The 21,443-nt window shown below is 39.2% G+C and carries 17 protein-coding genes and 2 pseudogenes; 8 read left to right on the top strand and 11 right to left on the bottom strand.

What is annotated here, in order from left to right:
* Positions 1-56 precede the first annotated feature (56 nt).
* The 5 genes from brxC to ACEN8J_RS04365 form a co-directional block, all read right to left on the bottom strand.
* On the bottom strand, positions 57-3,626 hold the full coding sequence (gene brxC / locus ACEN8J_RS04385; RefSeq protein WP_449292402.1) for a BREX system P-loop protein BrxC: 3,570 nt from the start codon (positions 3,624-3,626) through the stop codon (positions 57-59).
* Positions 3,627-3,644: 18 nt separating this feature from the next.
* Positions 3,645-4,211, bottom strand: coding sequence for a DUF1788 domain-containing protein (locus ACEN8J_RS04380; protein ID WP_449292401.1), 567 nt, complete (start codon positions 4,209-4,211; stop codon positions 3,645-3,647).
* A 10-nt stretch (positions 4,212-4,221) separates the two neighbouring features.
* Positions 4,222-4,818, bottom strand: a complete 597-nt coding sequence (locus ACEN8J_RS04375) for a DUF1819 family protein (protein WP_449292400.1) — start codon at positions 4,816-4,818, stop codon at positions 4,222-4,224.
* A gap of 3 nt (positions 4,819-4,821) precedes the next feature.
* The gene (locus tag ACEN8J_RS04370; protein WP_440723522.1) at positions 4,822-5,112 is read right to left on the bottom strand and encodes a TIGR04540 family protein; all 291 of its coding nucleotides are present in this window, start codon (positions 5,110-5,112) and stop codon (positions 4,822-4,824) included.
* A gap of 1,069 nt (positions 5,113-6,181) precedes the next feature.
* Positions 6,182-8,422 carry a right-handed parallel beta-helix repeat-containing protein gene (locus ACEN8J_RS04365; RefSeq protein WP_495594265.1) on the bottom strand — a complete coding sequence of 747 codons (2,241 nt, stop codon included), beginning with the start codon at positions 8,420-8,422 and terminating at the stop codon, positions 6,182-6,184.
* Positions 8,423-8,622: 200 nt separating this feature from the next.
* Here ACEN8J_RS04365 and padC point away from each other — a divergent pair.
* A pseudogene (gene padC / locus ACEN8J_RS04360) lies at positions 8,623-8,874 on the top strand (phenolic acid decarboxylase); the annotation flags it as partial.
* Between the two features lie 171 nt (positions 8,875-9,045).
* Here padC and ACEN8J_RS04355 read toward each other — a convergent pair.
* Together ACEN8J_RS04355 and ACEN8J_RS04350 are read right to left on the bottom strand one after the other, a co-directional pair.
* Entirely contained in the window at positions 9,046-9,213 is a 168-nt protein-coding gene (locus ACEN8J_RS04355) for a hypothetical protein (protein WP_017426816.1), read from the bottom strand.
* Positions 9,214-9,673: 460 nt separating this feature from the next.
* The gene (locus tag ACEN8J_RS04350) at positions 9,674-10,240 is read right to left on the bottom strand and encodes a GNAT family N-acetyltransferase (RefSeq protein ID WP_340886133.1); all 567 of its coding nucleotides are present in this window, start codon (positions 10,238-10,240) and stop codon (positions 9,674-9,676) included.
* A 419-nt stretch (positions 10,241-10,659) separates the two neighbouring features.
* On the opposite strand from ACEN8J_RS04350, the pseudogene ACEN8J_RS04345 reads away from it, so the two are divergent.
* The 7 genes and pseudogenes from ACEN8J_RS04345 to ACEN8J_RS04315 all read left to right on the top strand — a co-directional run bounded on the left by ACEN8J_RS04345 (position 10,660) and on the right by ACEN8J_RS04315 (position 17,081).
* Positions 10,660-13,619 (top strand): annotated as a pseudogene (locus ACEN8J_RS04345) (contractile injection system protein, VgrG/Pvc8 family).
* Between the two features lie 9 nt (positions 13,620-13,628).
* Positions 13,629-14,099, top strand: a complete 471-nt coding sequence (locus tag ACEN8J_RS04340) for a hypothetical protein (protein ID WP_165149548.1) — start codon at positions 13,629-13,631, stop codon at positions 14,097-14,099.
* 71 nt (positions 14,100-14,170) lie between these two features.
* Positions 14,171-14,371: a nucleic acid/nucleotide deaminase domain-containing protein gene (locus ACEN8J_RS04335; RefSeq protein WP_412178793.1), complete on the top strand. Its 201-nt coding sequence runs from the start codon at positions 14,171-14,173 to the stop codon at positions 14,369-14,371.
* Between the two features lie 4 nt (positions 14,372-14,375).
* Entirely contained in the window at positions 14,376-14,558 is a 183-nt protein-coding gene (locus ACEN8J_RS04330; RefSeq protein WP_238437884.1) for a hypothetical protein, read from the top strand.
* Positions 14,559-15,190: 632 nt separating this feature from the next.
* Positions 15,191-15,982, top strand: coding sequence for a hypothetical protein (locus ACEN8J_RS04325; RefSeq protein WP_165149552.1), 792 nt, complete (start codon positions 15,191-15,193; stop codon positions 15,980-15,982).
* A gap of 216 nt (positions 15,983-16,198) precedes the next feature.
* Positions 16,199-16,531, top strand: coding sequence for an Imm8 family immunity protein (locus ACEN8J_RS04320; protein WP_495594264.1), 333 nt, complete (start codon positions 16,199-16,201; stop codon positions 16,529-16,531).
* Positions 16,532-16,721: 190 nt separating this feature from the next.
* The gene (locus tag ACEN8J_RS04315; RefSeq protein ID WP_029515604.1) at positions 16,722-17,081 is read left to right on the top strand and encodes a putative zinc-binding protein; all 360 of its coding nucleotides are present in this window, start codon (positions 16,722-16,724) and stop codon (positions 17,079-17,081) included.
* Between the two features lie 354 nt (positions 17,082-17,435).
* On the opposite strand, the gene ACEN8J_RS04310 is transcribed toward ACEN8J_RS04315, so the two are convergent.
* The 4 genes from ACEN8J_RS04310 to ACEN8J_RS04295 form a co-directional block, all read right to left on the bottom strand.
* Positions 17,436-18,560 (bottom strand): serine hydrolase, encoded by a 1,125-nt coding sequence (locus ACEN8J_RS04310; RefSeq protein ID WP_340886134.1) that lies wholly within the window; start codon positions 18,558-18,560, stop codon positions 17,436-17,438.
* A gap of 307 nt (positions 18,561-18,867) precedes the next feature.
* Entirely contained in the window at positions 18,868-19,392 is a 525-nt protein-coding gene (locus ACEN8J_RS04305) for a VOC family protein (protein ID WP_495594263.1), read from the bottom strand.
* A gap of 51 nt (positions 19,393-19,443) precedes the next feature.
* The gene (locus tag ACEN8J_RS04300) at positions 19,444-20,070 is read right to left on the bottom strand and encodes a type 1 glutamine amidotransferase family protein (protein ID WP_495594262.1); all 627 of its coding nucleotides are present in this window, start codon (positions 20,068-20,070) and stop codon (positions 19,444-19,446) included.
* Positions 20,071-20,179: 109 nt separating this feature from the next.
* On the bottom strand, positions 20,180-21,142 hold the full coding sequence (locus ACEN8J_RS04295) for a helix-turn-helix transcriptional regulator (protein WP_165149562.1): 963 nt from the start codon (positions 21,140-21,142) through the stop codon (positions 20,180-20,182).
* Positions 21,143-21,443: the final 301 nt, after the last annotated feature.

Raw genomic sequence — 21,443 nt, 5'->3', positions numbered from 1 at the left:
ATTGGATGTGTTTTACAATAATCAGAGTGCCGCGGCCAAAGCCACGGCACACTTTTTTAATCAATAAACTCGATTTGTTTGTTACTCTTAATAATTTGCTTCAGCTTTGCAGACAATGTGTCCAGTAACATATCCACATCAGCTTCCGTGCGTAAGGTCTTAGTGGCAAGTAGATCATTCACTTTTACTCGTTCTCTCTGAGAAACAGGCTTTACTATAACTGGCGTTTTATCTCTGCCGCCGCCCCCTGTAACTGATGGCTCCACTTGTTGCTTCTTTTCAAACTCAAGAATTTCACGGTTAATAATAAGTTCTTGTTTCTCTTTGAAAGCGGTGCTTTGCGTTATTGTAGCATCCACCTTAAAAATATCGACAAGCTCATCCATTGCGTTGAACAGGTTTTCATAATAAGTCTGAATTCGTTCTTTCGTTTCCTCAGACACACCATCCTCATTAGCCCGCAACGTAAGATGATTAATATCCAATTGAATAACGCTTTTAGCCGCTACTTTCTTCTCTTCAAGTACACCTTGAATCTGCTCTTCAATTTTATTCACCAGCTCAGGAATATCTTTGATTTTGCGATACGGCTGTACTTCATTTAAGATCTCTTGTAATCTATCAGCATTCGCTTTTATCTCGTTCCCCGACAAGTAAACATCGTTTTCTTTGTACTTTTCAATTGCACGAAGACCTTTGTCGAAAATATCCTTTTGAGAAGCAAAGAAGCTCTTCACATAGGTCACATCTTCTTCCCAATCAAGAAGGTTGTCCTCTAAATCACGAAGCTTGGTGAAGAACGACACATTATCTAATCCTTTAGTAAACTCACCAAAATACTCAAGACCTTTGTCCAGAAGACTTCCTCCAGGATATTTCCTTCCTTCATAACGGCTCTTTAATGCTTTAATCTCGATCACTTGCTGATCAATAAGATGACGAATATCCTTAATAAGACCATCCTCATCATCAGCAACATCCGTTTTGTTAAACACTTGCTTACAAATGTTTTTAGCAACTCTCAATAACGACTCATCAACGAAATGCCGCTTAACGACAATTACTTTATCGATCTCACTCGTTTTGGTCAAAGCATTTAGAATATTACCATCTTCTGGTTCTAAATACTCGGAATTAAACCGTAGGCGAATCCGCTGTTCTTTCATTAACTCAGCAATCAAGCCTGATATATCGAGATCCTTCCAGCCGTACGGCTTATCCTTATAGCGATCCAATATCGTTTTAACACGTATTTGCTTTTGGATACTATCCTGCAAGCTGATAAAGTCCATGACTTCCTTTACTGCCAGCTCATTCGAATTCGATGATCCGCCATCAATGGTCAATTGCTCATTTTTTCTTCTCAAAATCGAGATGAGATCCTTTTCCGATTCCAAGAAGTTCTTCACGTATCCAAGCTTCGTGTAGACGTTCTCAACCAATGAAAGGAATCCAGCGTTAATCCGCTCTTTAACCGTCGAACCCTTAATCTCCGCCTTATTGCCATTGATAAAGAATGTACCGCCTTTGATCGCCTCTTCCAGCATATCCCGTACCCGACGCTTACGATCTCTTGCTTCGGCTTGTTTATTGTTCAGGATATTCTGAATGCTCTCAGGGAGTTGTGTAGGATTTTTTTTCTTACGATACTCCTCGATTTTGAGGACCTCTTCCATTTCTTCAACATAAGCCTCATTTGCACCCAATTTTAGAATCATCTCGCCTGTGCCAGAAGACATGAGCATTAGTTCTTGTTCGGATTTGGCATAATGATCAGACAGCGGCGAGAGAATATTGATTCCGATACTCGATGTTTGATTACCGATGTTCTTCTCGTCCATCTTCTGATTATAAGAGAACTGGTATTGTGCCGAATAGCGGTATCTCTTGTCATCATACAGGTCTTGATAAACGTAATTAGCAAGCTCACGCTTGATGACATCCTCTTCAATCTTCATCGCCTTAATCTCACGGTTAATATCTTGCTCGTCATCCGTCAGGAATAGGTAGGAATCACCGTTTTTCTGGATGAGCGTTTGTGAAATCAGCTTTCGAAGTGAAACCTTGATTTTCTCCTTCAACGCCAACTTATCTTCATCGATCTGCGTGACCATAAGTGTAGCAATATTATCAATATTGGCAGGAATCTCTTTAATATATTTAATCATGAATAGCACTTTAAGCAGATCCATATTAAATTCGTCGTCTCGCAACGCAGGGTTCTCATATGCACCTTCGATAACCCTTGAAATCGAAGGAGTTAGGAACTCTTTTATTGTATCGTAGAATGCGTAAAAAGGAATAAGTGTGCCTTCCTCCGCATCCTTAAACCGCAAGCCCGCTTCTTTGAACGCAGAGAGCATAGAACGCTCCCCTTCAGACAAGTGCTTGCCTGAACTTCCATGTTTACGCACTTGCTCGAAAACGTTTTGTAGGAGCTTAAACTGGTAAGGAAGGAACGGATACACGTCCGCAAACTCCAGATCATTCTCATAACCTCTCAGATCCGCTGTGCTATCCTTGAAGCTCATAAGGTTCTTGAGTGTTGCACTCTTCTCAAGATGAAGAAGCTTTAGTTTGTCAACGACATGCCCCTTCTTTTCAAGTATCCGCTTCTTAATAACCTCATCAACTGAGATCGAGGAAAGCGACAATCTCGTATCGAATCGTCCTTGGATGCGGGAGAAGTCATCGCCCTTTACTTTTACAATGCTATCTATACTTTCTTGCGAAGTAACCATGATCCACACTTTACCAGAGCAATGTGTTCCAAGATCCTCTGCCAATGTTTGTAGGTTAAGCATCAATTGTCTACTGTCACCTATGTATTGGCCAATCTCATCAACCAGGAAAATAAGGTGGAAGTTGTTCCCTTTCTGTGCGATGTATTCCTTTACATCCTTCGAGAACTTCTCAATACTGATTTCAAAATTATTAACTCCATTTTCGAACCAATTGCGAGCTGTTTCTTCGGACATAGAGGTAACCTTGGTTAGTGCACCAATGACATAATCCGCATCAAAGTAGAAAGTATTACGGCGTTCTACCCATTCTTCTCCCGCCGCCGCTTTAAACTCGCGTTTAAAGTCTTCATACACACCTTCTTTTGTAAGATACTTCTCCATCTCCGCAACACCGGGGATGTCGCCGTAGAAGCCCTGATGCTCGTAAAATACTTTAGAGAATACTCGAAGGATAGCATCTTCCTTAGACTTATTGTCCAAGGAACTTTTTGAATCGATATTGAATAGGATAACCTCTGTTTCAACGTTTGAAGTTCTTTTCATATTAGCGAGAACGATTGGATCTTGAATTTTGTCGGCGAAGAAATCAACTGCACGCTTGTCTTTCGCCTTCTTGTTCTCAAGCAAGTACGCAAGAATTTTCAAGAAATGCGATTTACCCGAACCAAAAAAGCCTGAGATCCAAACACCCATCTTATCGGTAGTACCATCAATACTCTGCTGATAGTTCTCATAAAACTTGGATAAATGCTTATTCAGTTCTCGTGTTACTACATATTCATCAAGTTCTTGGTAAATATTATTTTCATCGGTTTGTGCAACCTTGATAACCCCTTTAATGCTACGTTCAATATCTTTCACAAACATATCTTTAATACGCACAGAACTGCCCCCTCGAAGTTAATCCACTAAACGAAATGCCCTGTAGTAGTTGTCATCTTTGAATCGATCAAACAAGCGAAGTGATAAACCGTCATACTTTCCTGGAAAGAACATAATTACAGGGATCTTATCCAGAACTTCTTGAAGATTGTTCAATATATTATGGGAACGCACAAACGGATAAACCTTGCCAACCCCCGTGATGAACACAACATTATTATCGGCTATTTGCTCTTTAATTTTTTGAAGAAATATATCAGGCTTGGCGAAATTAGCCATTGCCTTAAATAAAGCATCTTTACCCTGTTTTTCTTCCATCTGGGGGATACGATCGTAAATCCTCTTTTCCTTCGCGATCTCGATTAACAATTTATACAGATCAAACTCAATTATCCGGCGGTTAGAACCTTCATAACTGAACTCCTTCAAAATATGGGAGATATAATCCCGCATGAGTAGTTCCTTCTCCGGCTCATAATCAAATACATAAAAGCTTATTTCATTCCCAAGTCCTCTACCCTCAATAAACTTATCTTCCTTGATCTTTGGGATAATCTTATCCAATCTGCTATTCAAATTCGCCATTCTTCTACCCTCACTCACCCATCGCTCTTACATATGCGACGTCTCCGATATGAATCAAGTGTTGCTTTAACTGGTCATCCATGAGAATACGACTTAACTCACCTGTCTGTTTATCTTTCAATATGCCTGACTCAAGCAGTATCCGTTGGATGACATTCTTTAATTTCGTAACAGTTTGCTCTGTCCAACCTGCTACCCCTGTATCTTGTTCAGCTTTGGACACGAAATAAAGGTTCAGATCTTTTCTCTCCAGTAAATAATGATTTGACTCCAGCTTCTCACGAACAACTTCGTTCATGAATTCAAAGAATAGTCTGTCCGTTTTCATAATGGCATACAGGTTAATGAGCTTACCCGCTTCCAATGTTTGCTCTAAAACCATTTGACATAACAATTCATCAAGGGTCCTTACTCTCCGTAATACTGAAGGCAAACTACGTTTTAGACTTGCATTAATCTGATATTGAAATAGGTTTTCGGAAAGAACTTTCTTCCTTATGTCCTGCTCACTAAACCCACTCAATCTAAGACTTATGACCTGCTTAAATTCATAGAACATGAATGAAGCACCAGTTAAAGTGGCACTATATTCTAATTCTGTAGACATAATTCAACTCCCTGCTTTTTCTCCAGTGGATTTTTCATACTCTAACATTCCAGTTATGGTTAGTACCCGTTCAACAACCTCCAGCCGTCGTTTGCCACATTGTTGCTTGAGAATTGTGGTGAATTCCGCTTGTTTCAAAATCTTCTGTGGGTTGTTTATATAGATGTTCGCTATGTTCTTTTTCAGCAAATCCTCGCTTACATTATCATCCCAATAGGCATCAACAATCTCGTTGATTGCTGTGGCGAGTTCCCTTTGCGTTTTATAGAAAAGCTTTAGTTCCAACGTGACCACCTCATAAGTATCACCATTTTTACTCGATTCTTACTTTATTCTTATTCCATGATTATACCTTACTGACTTAAAAAGAAAAACCGCTTATTCAGCGGTTTGTTCAGTCTTTTATCTAAGCCCTGCATACAGTTCTGGTCCCATCGTCTTCAACATCTTATCAAGAAGTTGAGACAGGTTCCTGATCGTAGTATCCAAATCATTGTCCGGCTTAAAACTAACCCCTATTTTTCGAACCTCAGCTTTTAGCATGGGGTGTATATCCTTCTGAAGTTCCTTAATCCTGCTCTCGAAGGAATGGTACAGCTTCTTCTGACATTCCTCGAAATGTAGGTATATCGATGCATGTCCATATTTGTTTCGAGCACTCACTTTAAAGTTAACTCCGCCTCGGCCACCTCCAATTGAAAGTTGGCAATCATTGCTGTTATGCTTTTTCGATTTTCAGACGTTAGTCAGGTAAGGAATGTGTAATCTAAACTTTTCCAGCATGTATTGTTTTACATCCTCAATACGCTCAAAATCATAGCTTACTTTCGCTATTGCCCGACCAGTATGAGCAGAGGGAATCTGTGAATATGCATAATAGGTTTCAAGCGGCGGATACTGGGAACTTCCAATGGGAAAAGAAAGGGGACGCGGGGTTTCGGGGTGAAGCGAATGATGGATGAATAAATCGAGAAAAAGCCTGATATAACAAGGATTTTGAGTGGTTTAGGATCTCCCCTTTCCCCTAAAATAAGAAAAAGCCGAGAAAATAAGGAGCGAATACCTGATTATCGCTCGGCTCTTAGGCAAACTATTTAGGCTTTGGGCAAACTTTGAGTGCTATTCACATCTGATCCCGATATATTACTACCACGCACTCCACGTGCCTTGAGTGTACAAAAATGATGACCCTAAGGCTTGGTCGCCCCTTGGCGAAAAATCTATCATTTTTAGATCAGAGTCTTTATGTCTTTCTTTTTTTATTTTCTACTGAAAGTGTCCCTCCTGATCCATCTGCCCCAAGGCAGTCTTGGTTTTTCTGAATTTCTGACAATCCTGTCAAACATAAAACCAGTAAAATAATTTATTGCTCAACTACCCCAAAATCATCCACATAAACATATGCTGTACCAGGATTCTTGTAAGCATACACTGTTGCCCTGGTAGCGCCTGCTCCGGTTGTAAAAGGAATGTTTACCATTGTCCAGGATGTACTGTCAGATGTTGCGGATGCATCCGTTCCTTCAAAGCCATTAACGCCAATCTGAATCCGCTCTCCTATGTCTGCCTTAACCCAGGCGGTACACATATAGCTGGTATTAGGACTTAGCCCCGTAAGTACCTGCTCGATACCATCTTCTCCGGGTCCCAATCTAACACTCTTAGAGCCGCTTCTTGGTACCGATACACTTGCAGCAGTATCTGAATATGTTGCTGCCCATGGTGAGATTATCCCTTTCTCGAAATCAGATTGCCTTACGTTATTAACATAAAGTAAGCCGACACTCTCAAAAACCGGGTCCGGAGGTGAAGAAAAATCATGCCCAGCAGTCCAGTCAGTTCCACCGAACTCATATGCTCCAATATCCGGTGCCGCACCAACATAATCATTCGTGATTCCAGATATTACAACCCCTGCATTAATAGCTGGAGAAGTAGACTGCAACCTGAAATCATATGCTGTGGGATTCACAAATAACGGATTGGTTTCTGAGGTAATATTATTTCCCTCTATATGAGTACCAGGCAGTGTAAAGGTAGTAGTAAAGATATTGTTGAAAATTCTGTCGCCGTACATATCTGACTGAAAATTACTTCCCCAATATCCTACATTTCCGTTACTGTAGGTGGTATTGTTATAAATCAGGTTAAAATTACTGGGTGTGTTCAATCTTATCCCTGTATAGTTTCCCCATACAACATTATGATGCACAATATAGCCCTTGCTACCGTTATCCAGATAGATACCAGTGCCGGAATAATTCTTTGCCAGATTATCATGGATGTAATTATGATGAATTACCGTCCCTTGCCCATCCCAGGCAAATTCATAGAGTATTCCGCAGTCTTTTGTCAGCTTTCCTGCATTGTACAGATTATTATATTGTATCTGGCTGTTTTGGGTAGGCATAAATATCAGATGACGCCCAGCGTTATATACCGTATTATGACTGATTAGATGGTTTGCCCCCAATAGATAGATTGCCGGAATATCCGCTGCCGAATAATTTGCTTCATGAATAAGATTATTAATTACCTTATTTCCTGTTCCCTCTATACTCACCAGATTACCGGAACTGTAGGTCAAAGTACTGTCTCTAAGCTCATTATTGGTACCGGACATAAATATCCCTGTACTGTATTGTCTCGTAACATCCGAATCATGACTGACATATTCCGCAATCATATTAGAAACTTTACAGTAATTAGAATTCGACATTTTAATGCTGGAGGCAAAGATATTAATTCCGGTAATATTTATGTAAGATCGGGAACTTAAATCAAATGCATAAGTCCGCTTCTTTGCTCCTACTGTCAAAGTATTCGGATCAACTTCACCAGGTGCCCATAAATAAAGTCTGCCAGTAGTGCTGTCATAATACCATTCTCCCGCACTATCAAGATCTTTAAGGTTACCAGTAATATAATAGCTGTTACCGCCTGTCGCTGCAGTATCTATTTGATCAAAGGTAATGGAGCCGTCACTTGAGCTGGTAATGGTACTTTTATAAGATTTGTAGCCTGTTCCCGGAACACTCCAAACCGTTTTGCCAACCCAGTATCCAGGTGCCTGAGTTAAGTTTCCATCCTTGATGGTTGTAGTGGAACCGGAATCAACTGTTGCATATTTTGAATTTAAGGGATCAAGTGTTGGTGAATTGGGCCATCTGGCTTCAAATTGCATTTGCTTATTAACAAATATCTGATTTTTTGTTCCAAGGGAACCCTTCATTTCCGCATAATAGATGGATCCGGAGTAATTTTTCCAGCCAGTAACCAGATCGGCACCGGATACCGTTACGTTCTCTCCTGTATAAGCCTCAAAGTTTATGGGTTTTGCAGAACTTCCGGAAGTATGAAGTGTTACTGTTTCCCGGTATGTACCACCTCGTATGATGCAGGTATCTCCGGCTTTCATGGTATCTGCTGCCTTTTGTATGGTTTTCCATGGATTTGATAGTGTACCGGTTCCAGTGATGTCATTCCCCGTTGTAGAAACATAATATACGGAATTTGCCTTTACAGTTTCCACACCCAGATTAAAAGTAAATACATAAATCATCATAATTACAACTAAAAATCTAAAGCCTGTTCTCTTATTCATAGCTTACCTCCTGGAATGAATTCTATTTTTAGATACGGCTTCTACGCTTGGGCCTAAGTTCACTGCTAGGTATGTTCTAATATAGAAATTTGTGTATATATAAGCCCTTAATTATTTAATCGACTTATACCGACTTAAAGTTTATTATTCTTTCGGCGAAGCTTCTCCGATACTGAACCCATCCAGCCATTTCATTGACCATGCATGGTATTATTTTCTTTCCGAAATGGGTGCATGAGCATCCAGAGATTAAAGTACGCTATCAAAATGATTTCATCCCTCTGATGGAAGAATCGCGTGAAAAATATCAGACTTATCCGAAGCATGTAGTTCCTGAATTCGCATATATTACTTTCATTGAAAATGCAGGTGTGAACAACGAGAAGTTGATTGCCCAGGCACCTTACGCGGGCATGACAGATGATATTCGTGCGGGTAAGGTGCAAGCATAGTCAATCAAGACGAATTGAACTAAAAAGCCTGAGCCTGTGTCTCATAACGTAAGACAAATTAAAACACCTACCAACCTGGTCATACCCTGTCTACTTGACAGGGGTATGACCAGGTTGGTAGGTGCCCAGCATCTTTTTTAATGTTCTCTATAACCATCTAATCTCCATTGGCTATTCTTCTTTCTCTTTTTCATCATGAAGCATCATCTCTAATACAACATATACAAACTGTGCTCCGTCCTTCATGCCCTGCCAGTACAAAGCTTCATTCTCCAATGCTTGCTTGTAATGATGCTTATCCTCCCATTCCGAGAATTCAGGTCTGTTCACAATATCCATCTCAGAAAGTCTCTTCGGTAAGTTTAATCAATTTCTCCAGATCTTTAAATTTATCCAAGGGGTTCACCTTCCCTGCATCCGTATTTATTTAAAGTAATTGTACCACAGCAAGTTGATTGCACGTCACAGAAGGGAATAACCTTATTGCTTGAGGAATTCTTACAGGTAGCGTACAAAGAAAAGAACGCCAAACTAAGGACGCTCTCTTGAATACTCACATTTTCAGTTAAATACATCGGATGTGTCCAACCACTTTAAATCCAAAAAAATCGAAACATTTATTTTGTTGTGCCATACCTTATTTCTATAAACTTTTCCCCAGCTCGTAAAGGACATAGGAAGCTACAATTAAGCACCTCTATATATCGACTCGACATAGCTTTACTACGGCCTCAACGTGTGTCGAGAGGATGGAACGGATTTACTTGAAATTAACTCGTTCCATTTTAAAAATAATAGTTTAATTTCCTTCTATTTCTTTTTCAGCTAAGCTAGCATACTCTCTTTTTAACAAAGAATAATGGTATTGATCGCATATCGAACCATCACTAAACCAATAATGCTCTCGATAAGTTCCCTCCAGCTTAAAATGGAATTTTTCTAATAATTTTATAGAAGCTTGATTACATGCTGCAACCGTTGCATAAATTTTGTTCAACTCCAAATCCTTACGTTCAAAAATGGTATCTATAAATAGCTCTAACAATACATTCGCATATCCTTGTTTTCTATGTTTTAGAGGCAAATAGTATCCGATCTCTGCACTTTTATTTCGAGAATTATAGTCAAAAAGCTGTATCTTTCCTATCCGCTTATTACTGTTACTTTTATCAACCAAGATATATATTAATTGCCCATTTGCAAGCCTTTTCAGTACATTCTCTTTATAATTGTTATATGGAGGAAGTTCGATTATGGGTCGGCAAGTATGTTGCTCTTTTTCGGTTTTAGTAAGACTCCAATCATATAAGTCTGGTAAGTAATCTTCAATATTCCCACCAGTTAAAAGTACAAGTCCTCTTATCATTCTATCACTCCATTATTTTTAAATTTAGATCGTTTGGACAGGCTACCATTTAGGTTTTAGGTAACTGATTTGCCAACACGAAAATCCATCATAATGGCAAACCATGTGGCGTATCACTATATTCTTATATTAACTCCTGTTACACTTCCCTCTCATACTCCTACTTCTAAAAATAAACATAGTAAATCTCCCAACCAATGGGTCATTCTGTAAACTAAATCTCTCTTTTAACCGATAAATACATATGCTGGGTTGTTTATTAAATATCACCTCTCGTACCTTTATACGAACCTTGTAATACATATCTATCTTGACTTAAATTTGCACCTATCTGCGGCTTCTATAATCAGAAGCGAATTTAAGATTGCGTGCTTTACTTGGAAATACCCATCGCATCTAGAAAGGAGACATGAACTCACTTGAGCGTATTATCAGATGGGATCGGATATGAAAGCCTACGCTTTTATGGTCCCTTTCAGCCCCTACACATCGAACAACTTCAAATAACACGTACCATTAACGATCATGCCTATTTACATATCAGTGGCATGCTCTCCGAAGAACAGGGAGCAGCTTGTATCGGTCATAATATAGAGCAAGAGCCGATTGCGATTCGTCAGTTGAATGATCAGGGACAATCGCTGAGAAGGCTGTTCCATGGGATTGTTACGCATATGTCCGTACACTGCGTGCGAGGCGTGTATACGTTTGAATTGGAGGCCGCTTCCCATTCATACCAGATGGATATTAAACGTAAAAGACGCTCCTATCAAGATATTCACCGCACCTATGATGATCTGATCACTGCGCTGGTTCGAAAATTTCAATATGGAGATGCCATTGATACAGTAAGCAACTATGCCAAACTAGAGACATTTGTTTTACAATATGATGAGCCGGATTGGGCGTTTTTAAAACGCCTCGCTTCTCGCTTTGGTTCCGTACTTGTGCCAGAGGTAACCGCAGCTTCGCCCAAGGTTTTCTTCGGGATGCCCGAAGGCAAGCAGCATAAGGTAGAGCGGGATGTATTTTATCGAGTTCGGAAAACGTTTCATGAGTTGGATGCGGAAAAACCAGGCGAACGTGCTGACTCATATGTCACCTATATGATCGAAGCCTGCAATACTATGCGCTGGGCGACCTCATCACGTTACCGATTGGACAAGGTAAAGAACTGGTCGTCGTTCGGGCAGTGACCGCACTAGCGGATGGCTTGCTGCGTACCCGTTACGATCTTCAAGCCGAACAAGATATCCGCTATGCCCGGTATGAAAACAATCAGGCCACCGGAATTTCGCTGACAGGAACAGTGCTCAAGGTACAGAAGGATTTTGTACAGCTTCAACTAGAGATTGATCCGAAGCAAGATCCTGCCAAAGCGTGCTGGTTTCCCGTAGCCACCCGTTATGTTGCCGAAGAACATAGCGGCTGGTACGATATGCCCGAAATCGGGGAACAGGTGGAATTGTATCTGCCTACCCACCGCGAACAGGATGCCTATGTCACGGATTCGCTTCAACAACAACGCCACGCGAATGGACAGCCGAATGTGAAGGTATGGCGACATGTGCAAGGTAGTGGCGTAGAAATGTCTGAGCAGGAGCTGACCCTATCCACCTCCGGTGAATTTTCCATTACACTACATGAAGGTAGCGGCATTACGATCGGCAGTCCGGGGAATGTGCAGATTCAGGGTGGTCACGTGAAGCTCGATGCTGGGAAGGAGCTTTCACTTGAAGCTGGAATGGCACTGTATTTAAAAGGCGGAGCCAGTAGCATGGTACTGGATGGTGAGACGGATACCAAAGCTCCAGTGATTTATCAGGAAGGAACGGTGAAGGCACCTGTTTTCGTAGCCGACCTCCCTCCTGTGCCTGAGCCACCATTGATGAGCATCAAAGCCTATGAAGCAGCCCAGTCAGCAGCCAAGGATTCATCTAGCAGCCAAGCCTCCACCCCTAAAGCAAAAGTCACCAGTCCAGCAGAGCTTCAACAGGCGAATGCCATGATGGGGACAGTATCCAAGCTATTAGGCTCCATTCCAGTGATGGGGAAAGTGGCTGGCGTTGTTGTGGGAGCGCTAAGTGGACCTGCGGCGGGTGTGATTCTGAGGGCAACCGCAGCGATCCCTGTTCGGAGCAAAGGAACCCCTACCGTTGGAGGCAGTAAGGGGAACGGCATTCATCCGTTGAAACACTTGGCTGGTCTAGCATTACAAGGGTTAATTACTCAGTATGAACATGAGCAAGCGAGACATGCCTACTATAGCAAATGGATTCTGGGGAAAGTGTATACGAGCGCACGTCAAATAGTACATTCCGGCAGCCGATTAGAGCTGATCCAAAACTTGCTGACAACATCGAAAACCATGGTTCATGCCTATCAACAGGTACCTAAAAGTGTTAAAGATAGAATGCTGAGGGAATATAAAGAACAAGAAAAAGCTAGGGCTGAAGCTGCTCTTAAAGCAGAAAAAGAAGCTAGAGCTAAAGCCCTTAAAGCGAAAAAAGAAGCTGCACCACCAGAGCTTACAGATGAAGAATATGAGAAAATTCTAAGAGATTATGTCTATTGGTCTTCATTAGAAAATCGCAGACCTGAAATTCCGCCAGGAAGCTACCGTGCTGAGGACGGGGTGGTTCGTACAGCGAATGGAAATCCAGATTTTAAATACTACGATGACTGGAAACAAAACTATCCAGGAGATTTTTTGATTCTATCTAATCAAGAGGGCATCACACCAGAAGAACAACGATGGATGAGCCATGCAAACATATTTGCAGAGCCAGTGCCACTTGACGGTCGAGGTGGTGAAGGTAGAGCCCTTAAATATGAATTCTCCAAAAAGAGCAAAGAAGGGGCATCTGAGAACGCTAGGCTCGCAAGAGAAAATGTGAGGAGAATCCAACAGCGAATAGATCAGAAGAGCATCACCACAAAAAATGCATCCGAACCTATTGAGAACGCATCAGAAGTTATGCCTTCAAAAGCAGGCAAACCCAAGGAGAAACCTCCTAAAACGGAGGGGACGGGTAAAGTTGTAGGTAATAAATCTGTCGTTAATGAAATGTCCTCCAATGCTGCTAGATACAAATCGAATTTAGAATATGATTGTTCAGAAATAGCAGAAGATTTAGCACACGCGTCAGGAGGTAGAGGTAAAATTATTACAATAACATCATCAGAAAAATATGGGACAATAAAAGTTACTGAGTATGGTGAAACAAAAAGTTTTGACTACCATACTGTGTATTCTGATGGTAAGTATGTCTATGATCCTCGATTAAGTGACCAACCGATTCATGCTAAAGATTATATGAATACTATAAATAAGCTAAATGGTGGAAAGGTGTCTGTAAGTACACAATCTTTGGAGTAGGTGAGAACAATGTCCCCTAAAAGTATTTATTTTTCGGAAAATGGAGAGGTAGCGTATCCTGAGTTAATGGCTTATACTATCTCAAAACTAGGGTCATTTGAATGGCATAGAACATCAATGTATAATCCGAATAATATTTATGACCGCCCAGCGGGGTTTTATTTTAGATTTCATAATAAGAATGAAGTATATACACAATTAGAAGATTGTATCAATGCTTTTAGTGGTAAACTTCAATGGTGTATAAATGTCAGCAATAACACACGTCATAAGAATTATATAATTGAGCCAGTTATAGTTTATAAAGCGAAATTAAGTGATGAATATGCTGTAAACTATAACTTAAAAGAGATTTTAGGAGATAGTTATGAAACTTTGTGTGAACAAGCAATAGCAGACATTCCTCCATTATGTAAGCATATTGAAGTGTGGTTTGAATTGGAAAACAAGCGACCTTTTTTACCAACTCTGCCCCAATAGTTAGTGATAATTCCGTAATACCTTGATTGGTTTAGTGCCTTTCATTGAGGATAAAATTGCTGCAGAAAAAAATGGGCAGACATATAGTCAAACGTGTTTATACTGAGAGAGAACCTTGTGTTCTTGGTGGTCATAATTGTAAAGAACTACTTGCTAATGAACTTCCTCATGCAGAAGTAACCTATAGCGTTGAGTATGGGGGAGATAAGGCTTCAAGGGATCGAGGAAATGCTGAACTATTTAGTGAGCTTGAAAAGTTAAAGGAGAAGTGAAAGTGTGGATATTGATATTAGTGAGATTCGTGACTACTATGAATCTGAAATAAGAGACTATGATTACAATGAATTAGTAAGACTCGGTGTAAGTCATGATAATGCTGAGTTTATGGTCAGTATCGGAGTGCCAGAGGAATATAATGATTTTATATTCTATGGATTAGATACTTTTCAAAAAATTTAATTGAAGGCGTACAGTATATTAAAATTGGTCATTTTACAAGTTTCGGTATGCGTAACTCGTGTGGATTGTATTTTAAAGAAAGCAGCAGTGAACTTTTTACTACTTCACCCCTTCATGAACCTCATTTATATATGATAAATAAAGACTTGAAGATATTTTTTTGTTCCATTTTAATAAAAAATGAATTAGCAATGAAAATGAAACAACAAAATGAATATAGTACACAAAAATATACACATGAACTCCAAAAGATGTTTGACCAAATTGATCCTGTAGCAATGAAAGACGTTTAAGGATACTGGTCACATTTAATGGAAGACAATGAAACAGGATTATAAAACCATATAAAATAGAACTACGGAAACTATTTAAAAGTGTCTATGAAAATTTCCATATCGTATGTAAAATTAAACGCCATAATACGTGCTAGTCGCGTGTTGTGGTTTCTTTTTATACACCGCAATAAGTTAAACAATACAAACGTATAAGTGGCGGTTACTCAAAAAGTCTTTAGCCGCTTGAATAGATTATCGTCGAATGAAAAATTACTCAGGATTTTTTTGTCAGATCAACAAAAGAACAAATTAAAAGATTAAGATGACTTTTAATCTAAGCCTGAGAGGAAGAAATATGTGATTGGAAAAATTATGCACCTAATAATAAACGCGTCTTTAGATAAAGATGATAGTGTTATAGTAGCTGCTCTAAAGTTATTAAAAAATGATTGCAATTTAGAAGAATTAGTGGGTGACTATTTTGCTCAACTTGTTAGTATGATTCCTCTGGTTAAAGAACAGAGTACAAAGGCACTTTTAATCGAAACAATTGTGGAATCTCCAGAATTCGTTAGCTACGATACGATGTTGGACGAATATGTGAAACTTATATCAGAAGGTGCGACTAACGTTCAGGAAGCTGCAAGATGTTTAGGTGCAATTACCGCCTCTGGCTGTACAAACAATCAGATATTCTTACAATTGGCCAATAAATTAAATCATAAATTTGCCGTTGAAATACTAGTTTCAATGGGACGTTCTAATTGGGGAGAAATCCCTCATTACCTAGAATCATTTGCTCAAGAGGTTCAAAAAGCACAAAGGATAAGATATCGTTCAGGAATAATTGCAGCCTTTTTATTAATCGTTCATCCTCTGTGTTCAGAATACGCTCATGTTAGTTCGTTATCTTTTGGATATCCATTTACTGAAGCGGCCATGAATGATTGGGCATGGGTAACCCCAAAAAATACAGAACATATAGTACAAAAGAAAATAGTAACCTCAAGAGAAGCTGACATATTGGTGAAATTAGGGGACTTATTGCGACTTAATATGAACTTGAGTTCAAACGAAGTTGCAAAGCTATACACCGAGTTTTTCGAAGATAAGAACCCATTTGATGTTATTTACACTCTACCAAAATAAAAACATAGCGCCAAAGAAGTCACTGCGAGAGTTGTTTCGTTTTGTATAGAACACGCCCCTATCTTTTCCCTAAAACAATGACTTGAGATCCCTCCACATCTTAACGTGTTTGACTTACAAGAGAAAGTGTTCGAAGAATACAGCGCTGGTTAAGCACGGGTACCAAAACAGATAAGTAACGTTCATATTGATATTGAAGAATAGGAGGATAATTAAATGCTTATAATAAAGGCTTTAACAAAGATGTATGAGGATTGGGGTGAAGATATAGACGACTTCTATTTTACTTATAGTATAGATATCGGACCCAGTGAAATAAATGGAGCATCAGACATGTTTTCATTTGAACTAGTAAGTCCTAAAAGGTTAGATAGAATGGCAGGTCAAGGTGATATTATTATCGGTCATGGTCATTTTATAGCAAAGGACTTTAATGAAAATACACTTGAAGCTACATTAAATCGTATCATTAATAAATGCGCAGATAATGATATTAATGAGGCATATAAAAACCTATCTGCATATTTTCGTTGGGAGATGGATAAATAATTGGGGATCTAGCTGATTTATACACACACACAGTTAGCCCCATAGCAGATTTTACTAAAATATTGTCGTGATCACGATCACGGTTTAGACTGTAAATTTAAGTTAAAATACAAACAATTTTAAATTTATTTCAGCTGAAACCAAAGATACCGTGATCGATCACAAAGAAAAAACAAGGAAGTGTACAAAGATGAAAAGAACTGATTTACCTCTTGTCTATTCATGTTCTGGATGTTCCTCTGCAGCACAAACCGCTAACATGATCGCTATACAAATGGATCGAGAAAAGGTTGCTGAAATGTCCTGTATTGCTGGTGTTGGTGGTGATGTCAAACCGCTTGTCAGAACAGCAAAATCGGGACGTGACATCATTGCAATTGACGGCTGTCCCTTGTCCTGTTGCAAGAGCTGCTTAGCAAGACATGAGGTTCAAGCCAAACACCATTTCCTGCTGTCTGACTTTGACGTACCCAAGATAATAGGAGAAGATCCTAACCCCGATCATTATAGGAATGCTTACACACAAATCTTAGAACAAATTGGACAATAATTCTTAATCAAAATAAAAGTGTGTATCGAATTTTTACTGGTGGCTCCTAACACATCTTTAAGGGTCACCAGTATTATTTTTATACAGCAACATCTTTTTAATAAGGAGAATAATTTTTGAATGTTTAAATGAATTTGTCTCACAATTTAAAATACCTGGTACACAAATTCTCAAACCGTCGTTCTAAAGGAGTGGATATAATGTATGAAATACTAGATAAAATACAAATAAATACTTGATATATCGCTAATAAACCATAAAGAGACACGAAATACGGTTTTTAAATGGAAAGTAAGCCATGATACAGTAAAGTATAAGCGGAATCAGCAGAATTTTTACAAAATAAAAAAACATTCAATTTCTTCCCTTATCATATGATAATTTGCTTCTTACCTCTTCTTGAAATGCAGTATCCGTTAATAATTTGTAAAAAAACAAATCCAGCTTCTGCTTGAGCCAAATATGATCCACCCCAGAATCATCTTGAATAAACATGGCTAGTTGAATGTCATTTCCTTCCCGATCCGTACAATATAAAGCCTCTGTTAGAACAGAAATGGTAGATCCACCTTTGTTTCCAAACTCTATTAACTTGGAGTTATCTACTTGTCGCTGAATTAGCATTTTTAAATATGGATTTATAGTAGAAGGAACCAACTCCTCCTTGTGTATGAGCTTCATGAGGTAAGCATATTCTTTAGTCGTTGAACGAGGAAGCTTGCGCGATTCCAGCACTTGAAGCTTTCGTACATAATTCTGCCTGGTGTTCCATTTCTGAATACATTCTATCCCCTGATCACGATTTAAAATCTGATGAATTTCAATAGATTTTTTCATATATTCCTCGTAGCTCATCTCACTTATCTTTTGTATCGACTCTTTAAAGCCTATGTTTTCGGTCTCTTGGGTATAAGGAGACATGAATCCCGCAGATGAAAAAGGAAAGATTTTATCATGGGAAGAAAGTGAGAGTTTGATAATATTCTCATTTATCTTATCCAAACCCATTTTCGCCATCAGAAATTCTGTATTGGCATTGGAACTATATGCTAACATACCTTGAGTAATATCCAATAACGTAATTTTTCCTTGAACCTCTTTATGGTTTGTGCGAATGGATTGAATCCAGTTATGATGAGCGTTACCATCGGAACCAGGGATATAAAATTTATTTAATTCCTCTAAAGGAACAAGTTCCTGCTCGTCTAATATTTTCGCCACAACTTGGCGAGCAAATTCGATAGCAATGATCACTTTGACCGTGCTGGCAAGCGGCATTTTAACTTCTGAGTTATAGCTGATTTTCTCCATACCATTTCTGACCATATACAAAGATGCTTTACTCGGGTTTTCCTTTAAAAAGTTCAGAACATCCATTTCTGTTTTCTTATTATTTTGGCGCTTCGCAATGAGCAAAAACAGGATACATATGAGAACAAATATTAAAATTATAGCTACTATTAATAAAATTATTTTCATACTTTGCTCCTTAATGGACACGCTTAGACTGAAGTTCACATAAGCCGTCACAGTTCCCCACGGGAATCACTTTTCTTTTAGAAGCTAGTAATCATACAAATAACCACATATAACCATTTTTTTGAAAATAATTATAAAGGGAACCGCCCACCAAAGATACGGTATCCCTATACAAATTTGTGCAATAGAGTCATTATCAACTAGAACCTCATTGAAGAACAAATTACCAATGCATTCTATCTTCAATCTTTCCTTAACATCATTTCAGCAGACCGTCACTCTTAATACTTTTAAAAAGTGATTGCCTTTATTCTTCACTAAAGCTTTTGGCCCATTCAGCAACCCTACGACTGCTTTCTTCTTCTGACAAATCCTCGATCCTGGTCATAATAGACCATCTTACTCCACAAGGATCCAGTATACTTCCGAATCGATCACCTGATACAAAGTTTGTAACGGGTTCCCTTACTTTTGCTCCTCTTTCTACCGCATTTTCAATGACCTGATCCACATTCATTACGTAAATTCCGAAAGAATAACACGCATTGTCTCCATCTGGTGGCAAGACCAATTGATATGTCGGATTCGCTGCTCCCAGCTGCAAAAAACCATTTCCAAAATCTAATTCAGCATGAACAATGATTTTATTGCCATTCTCATCAGGAAATTCAGTAATATCCTTAACCCTTGCATTGAAAACACTTTTATAAAACTCTATTGCTTCAGAAGGATTCTTCACTGTAATAAAAGGGGTAATAGATGTAAAGCCGTTGGGCATCCCCTTCTTTGTATATTTACCTGACACTCCCATATATTCTCTGCTTTCAGTCATTTTGACTCCTCCTTTAAATGATCGTAACAGTTCAGTTTTATGCTTATTCCTTTATTGGATTGAATTCATCAACTCATAGTAATATTTGGATGCACGAGTCTTATTTAGACTATACCAGACTTCTAATGTCTTAGAAGAAAACACACCCAGAGCTTTCAAGACGTGTACGGAAAATTCCAAAGGAGCTGTTCCAGATGCAGTGATTAGTTTTCCATCGGTTACAGCAGACTCCATTTTGTAATACTTTTCGCCCGTGTAGGTGGGACAGGTCATTTTGAGGTATTCCAGATCATTGCTTGTATGCCAACGTGAATTCAACAATCCTGCCTGGGCAAGTCCCATGGTAGCACCACAAATCGCAGCAACCCATATCCCTTCCTCTAAGCACCTCTCAGCGATTTTTAAGATCGGTTGGTGAATGGTTTCTGTCCATGTATTTCCACCGGGTAAAATCAATGCATCCGTGCTTTCAATTTTGCACTCATCCAGTTTGATATCTGGCAGGATTGTCAATCCGCCCATGGTAGTGACAGGAGTCTTTTCCATTCCCACGGTAACTATTTTGGATGGGGCCAGCCCCTTTTTATAATATCTTCCCGAGTTCAGTTCGGCAGTTAAGTAACCTATCTCCCAGTCTGCCATGGTGTCAAATACATACAGATATACCGTACTATTCATTCACAGGTTCTCCTTATTTTATAATTTATCAAGTGATACCAGCCCTCGGTAATCCGTGATTATCTTCATTATAAAAAAGCTTCACTGACATCCGCTGTCAGTGAAGCTTTTAACGTTGATAATATTCCATTAACTCCGACGCAACAGCAACAAGTTTTTTCTTCAAACTCTGTGGTTCGATGACTTGAATGGATTTCCCGTAGGGTAGGAGTAAATAAGGGACATAGGTATGAAGTGATTTTTCCTCAAGCAAAAAGATTGCTTGATTGGAGGTCCGCTCTTTCAGATGATGCCCCAAAAACCAATGCAGACATAAGTCATCCAATGCCTCTGACCTACCTCCGATCATTAAAGAAATTAAACCGTCCTTGCCCACTAAATCAGGTAACAGATTTTGCATAAAAAATTCACGAGCCGAAAAATCCTCAGGACGCTTAAATAGGATTGGAGTCCGCTTGATTTGTAGAATCCGATCTGCCCGAAAGCTACGGATCTCATTCCTTAGGTGGCAAAATGCAATAGTATACCATTTGTTGTTCCAGTAAACCATTCCATAGGGATCTATCACCCTATACTTGGGTTGTTCTTCATGACTTGTGCGATAATCCATTTCTACAGAAAATTCGTTGGCTACAGCCTGCTCCAATTCTGCCAATATCGGCTGAAGAGAAGGAGCTCCCATGCGATTTATCACTTCAAACCCGGCTAAATGACGGCTAAGTATACTTTCCTGCTCTTGATTTGAATACATTTTCAATTTTGATGTGGCATTGCCTAATGCCTCACTCAAAGGGTATCCAGCTTCTTTTGCAAAAACAGCAGCATGAAGAAGTGCCTTTTTTTCTTCCATATCAAATAGTAAAGGTGCTCTAATAAAATTATTCAGCAGGCTATACCCGCCATTATGACCCGTGTCGGATATTATAGGCACTCCACTGGCACATAGAGCATCAATATACCGATAAACTGTCCTTATATTTATTTCTAACTTTTCGGATATTTGTTTTGCCGTCATCTTTACGCCCGAATTCAGCATCCATAGAATGGCCAGCATATTATCGTTTTTTGGCATAACCTGAACCCTCATCTCTCATTAAAGTTCAATCTTTTATAAATATCTTTGTATACTCCCTCTTACCACCTATTATATGCTTTTTTCTTCTCAAAACTCGCCTCCGATATCTCCTAGTTCCAGAAATAAACATTGTAAATACCACTTCCAATGGGTCATTCTGTAAACTAAATCTCTCTTTTAACCGATAAATACATATGCTGGGTTGTTTATTAAATATCACCTCTCGTCCCTTTATAGCGTACAAACCTTGTAATACATATCTATTTTGACTCACTGTTGCACCCATCTGCTGCTTCTA

Source organism: Paenibacillus sp. Paensp38 (genome assembly GCF_059491915.1).
This window is presented reverse-complemented; position numbering and strand designations above follow the sequence as displayed.

Bases quoted from the DNA above. Each gene is read 5' to 3' on its own strand.
- ACEN8J_RS04310 (WP_340886134.1), bottom strand. From the start codon at position 18,560: ATGAAAATAATTTTATTAATAGTAGCTATAATTTTAATATTTGTTCTC.
- ACEN8J_RS04375 (WP_449292400.1), bottom strand. From the start codon at position 4,818: ATGTCTACAGAATTAGAATATAGTGCCACTTTAACTGGTGCTTCATTC.
- ACEN8J_RS04305 (WP_495594263.1), bottom strand. From the start codon at position 19,392: ATGACTGAAAGCAGAGAATATATGGGAGTGTCAGGTAAATATACAAAG.
- ACEN8J_RS04350 (WP_340886133.1), bottom strand. From the start codon at position 10,240: ATGATAAGAGGACTTGTACTTTTAACTGGTGGGAATATTGAAGATTAC.
- ACEN8J_RS04320 (WP_495594264.1), top strand. From the start codon at position 16,199: ATGCTTATAATAAAGGCTTTAACAAAGATGTATGAGGATTGGGGTGAA.
- ACEN8J_RS04355 (WP_017426816.1), bottom strand. From the start codon at position 9,213: ATGGATATTGTGAACAGACCTGAATTCTCGGAATGGGAGGATAAGCAT.
- ACEN8J_RS04380 (WP_449292401.1), bottom strand. From the start codon at position 4,211: ATGGCGAATTTGAATAGCAGATTGGATAAGATTATCCCAAAGATCAAG.
- ACEN8J_RS04315 (WP_029515604.1), top strand. From the start codon at position 16,722: ATGAAAAGAACTGATTTACCTCTTGTCTATTCATGTTCTGGATGTTCC.
- ACEN8J_RS04300 (WP_495594262.1), bottom strand. From the start codon at position 20,070: ATGAATAGTACGGTATATCTGTATGTATTTGACACCATGGCAGACTGG.
- ACEN8J_RS04295 (WP_165149562.1), bottom strand. From the start codon at position 21,142: ATGCCAAAAAACGATAATATGCTGGCCATTCTATGGATGCTGAATTCG.
- ACEN8J_RS04340 (WP_165149548.1), top strand. From the start codon at position 13,629: ATGTCCCCTAAAAGTATTTATTTTTCGGAAAATGGAGAGGTAGCGTAT.
- ACEN8J_RS04335 (WP_412178793.1), top strand. From the start codon at position 14,171: ATGGGCAGACATATAGTCAAACGTGTTTATACTGAGAGAGAACCTTGT.
- ACEN8J_RS04365 (WP_495594265.1), bottom strand. From the start codon at position 8,422: ATGAATAAGAGAACAGGCTTTAGATTTTTAGTTGTAATTATGATGATT.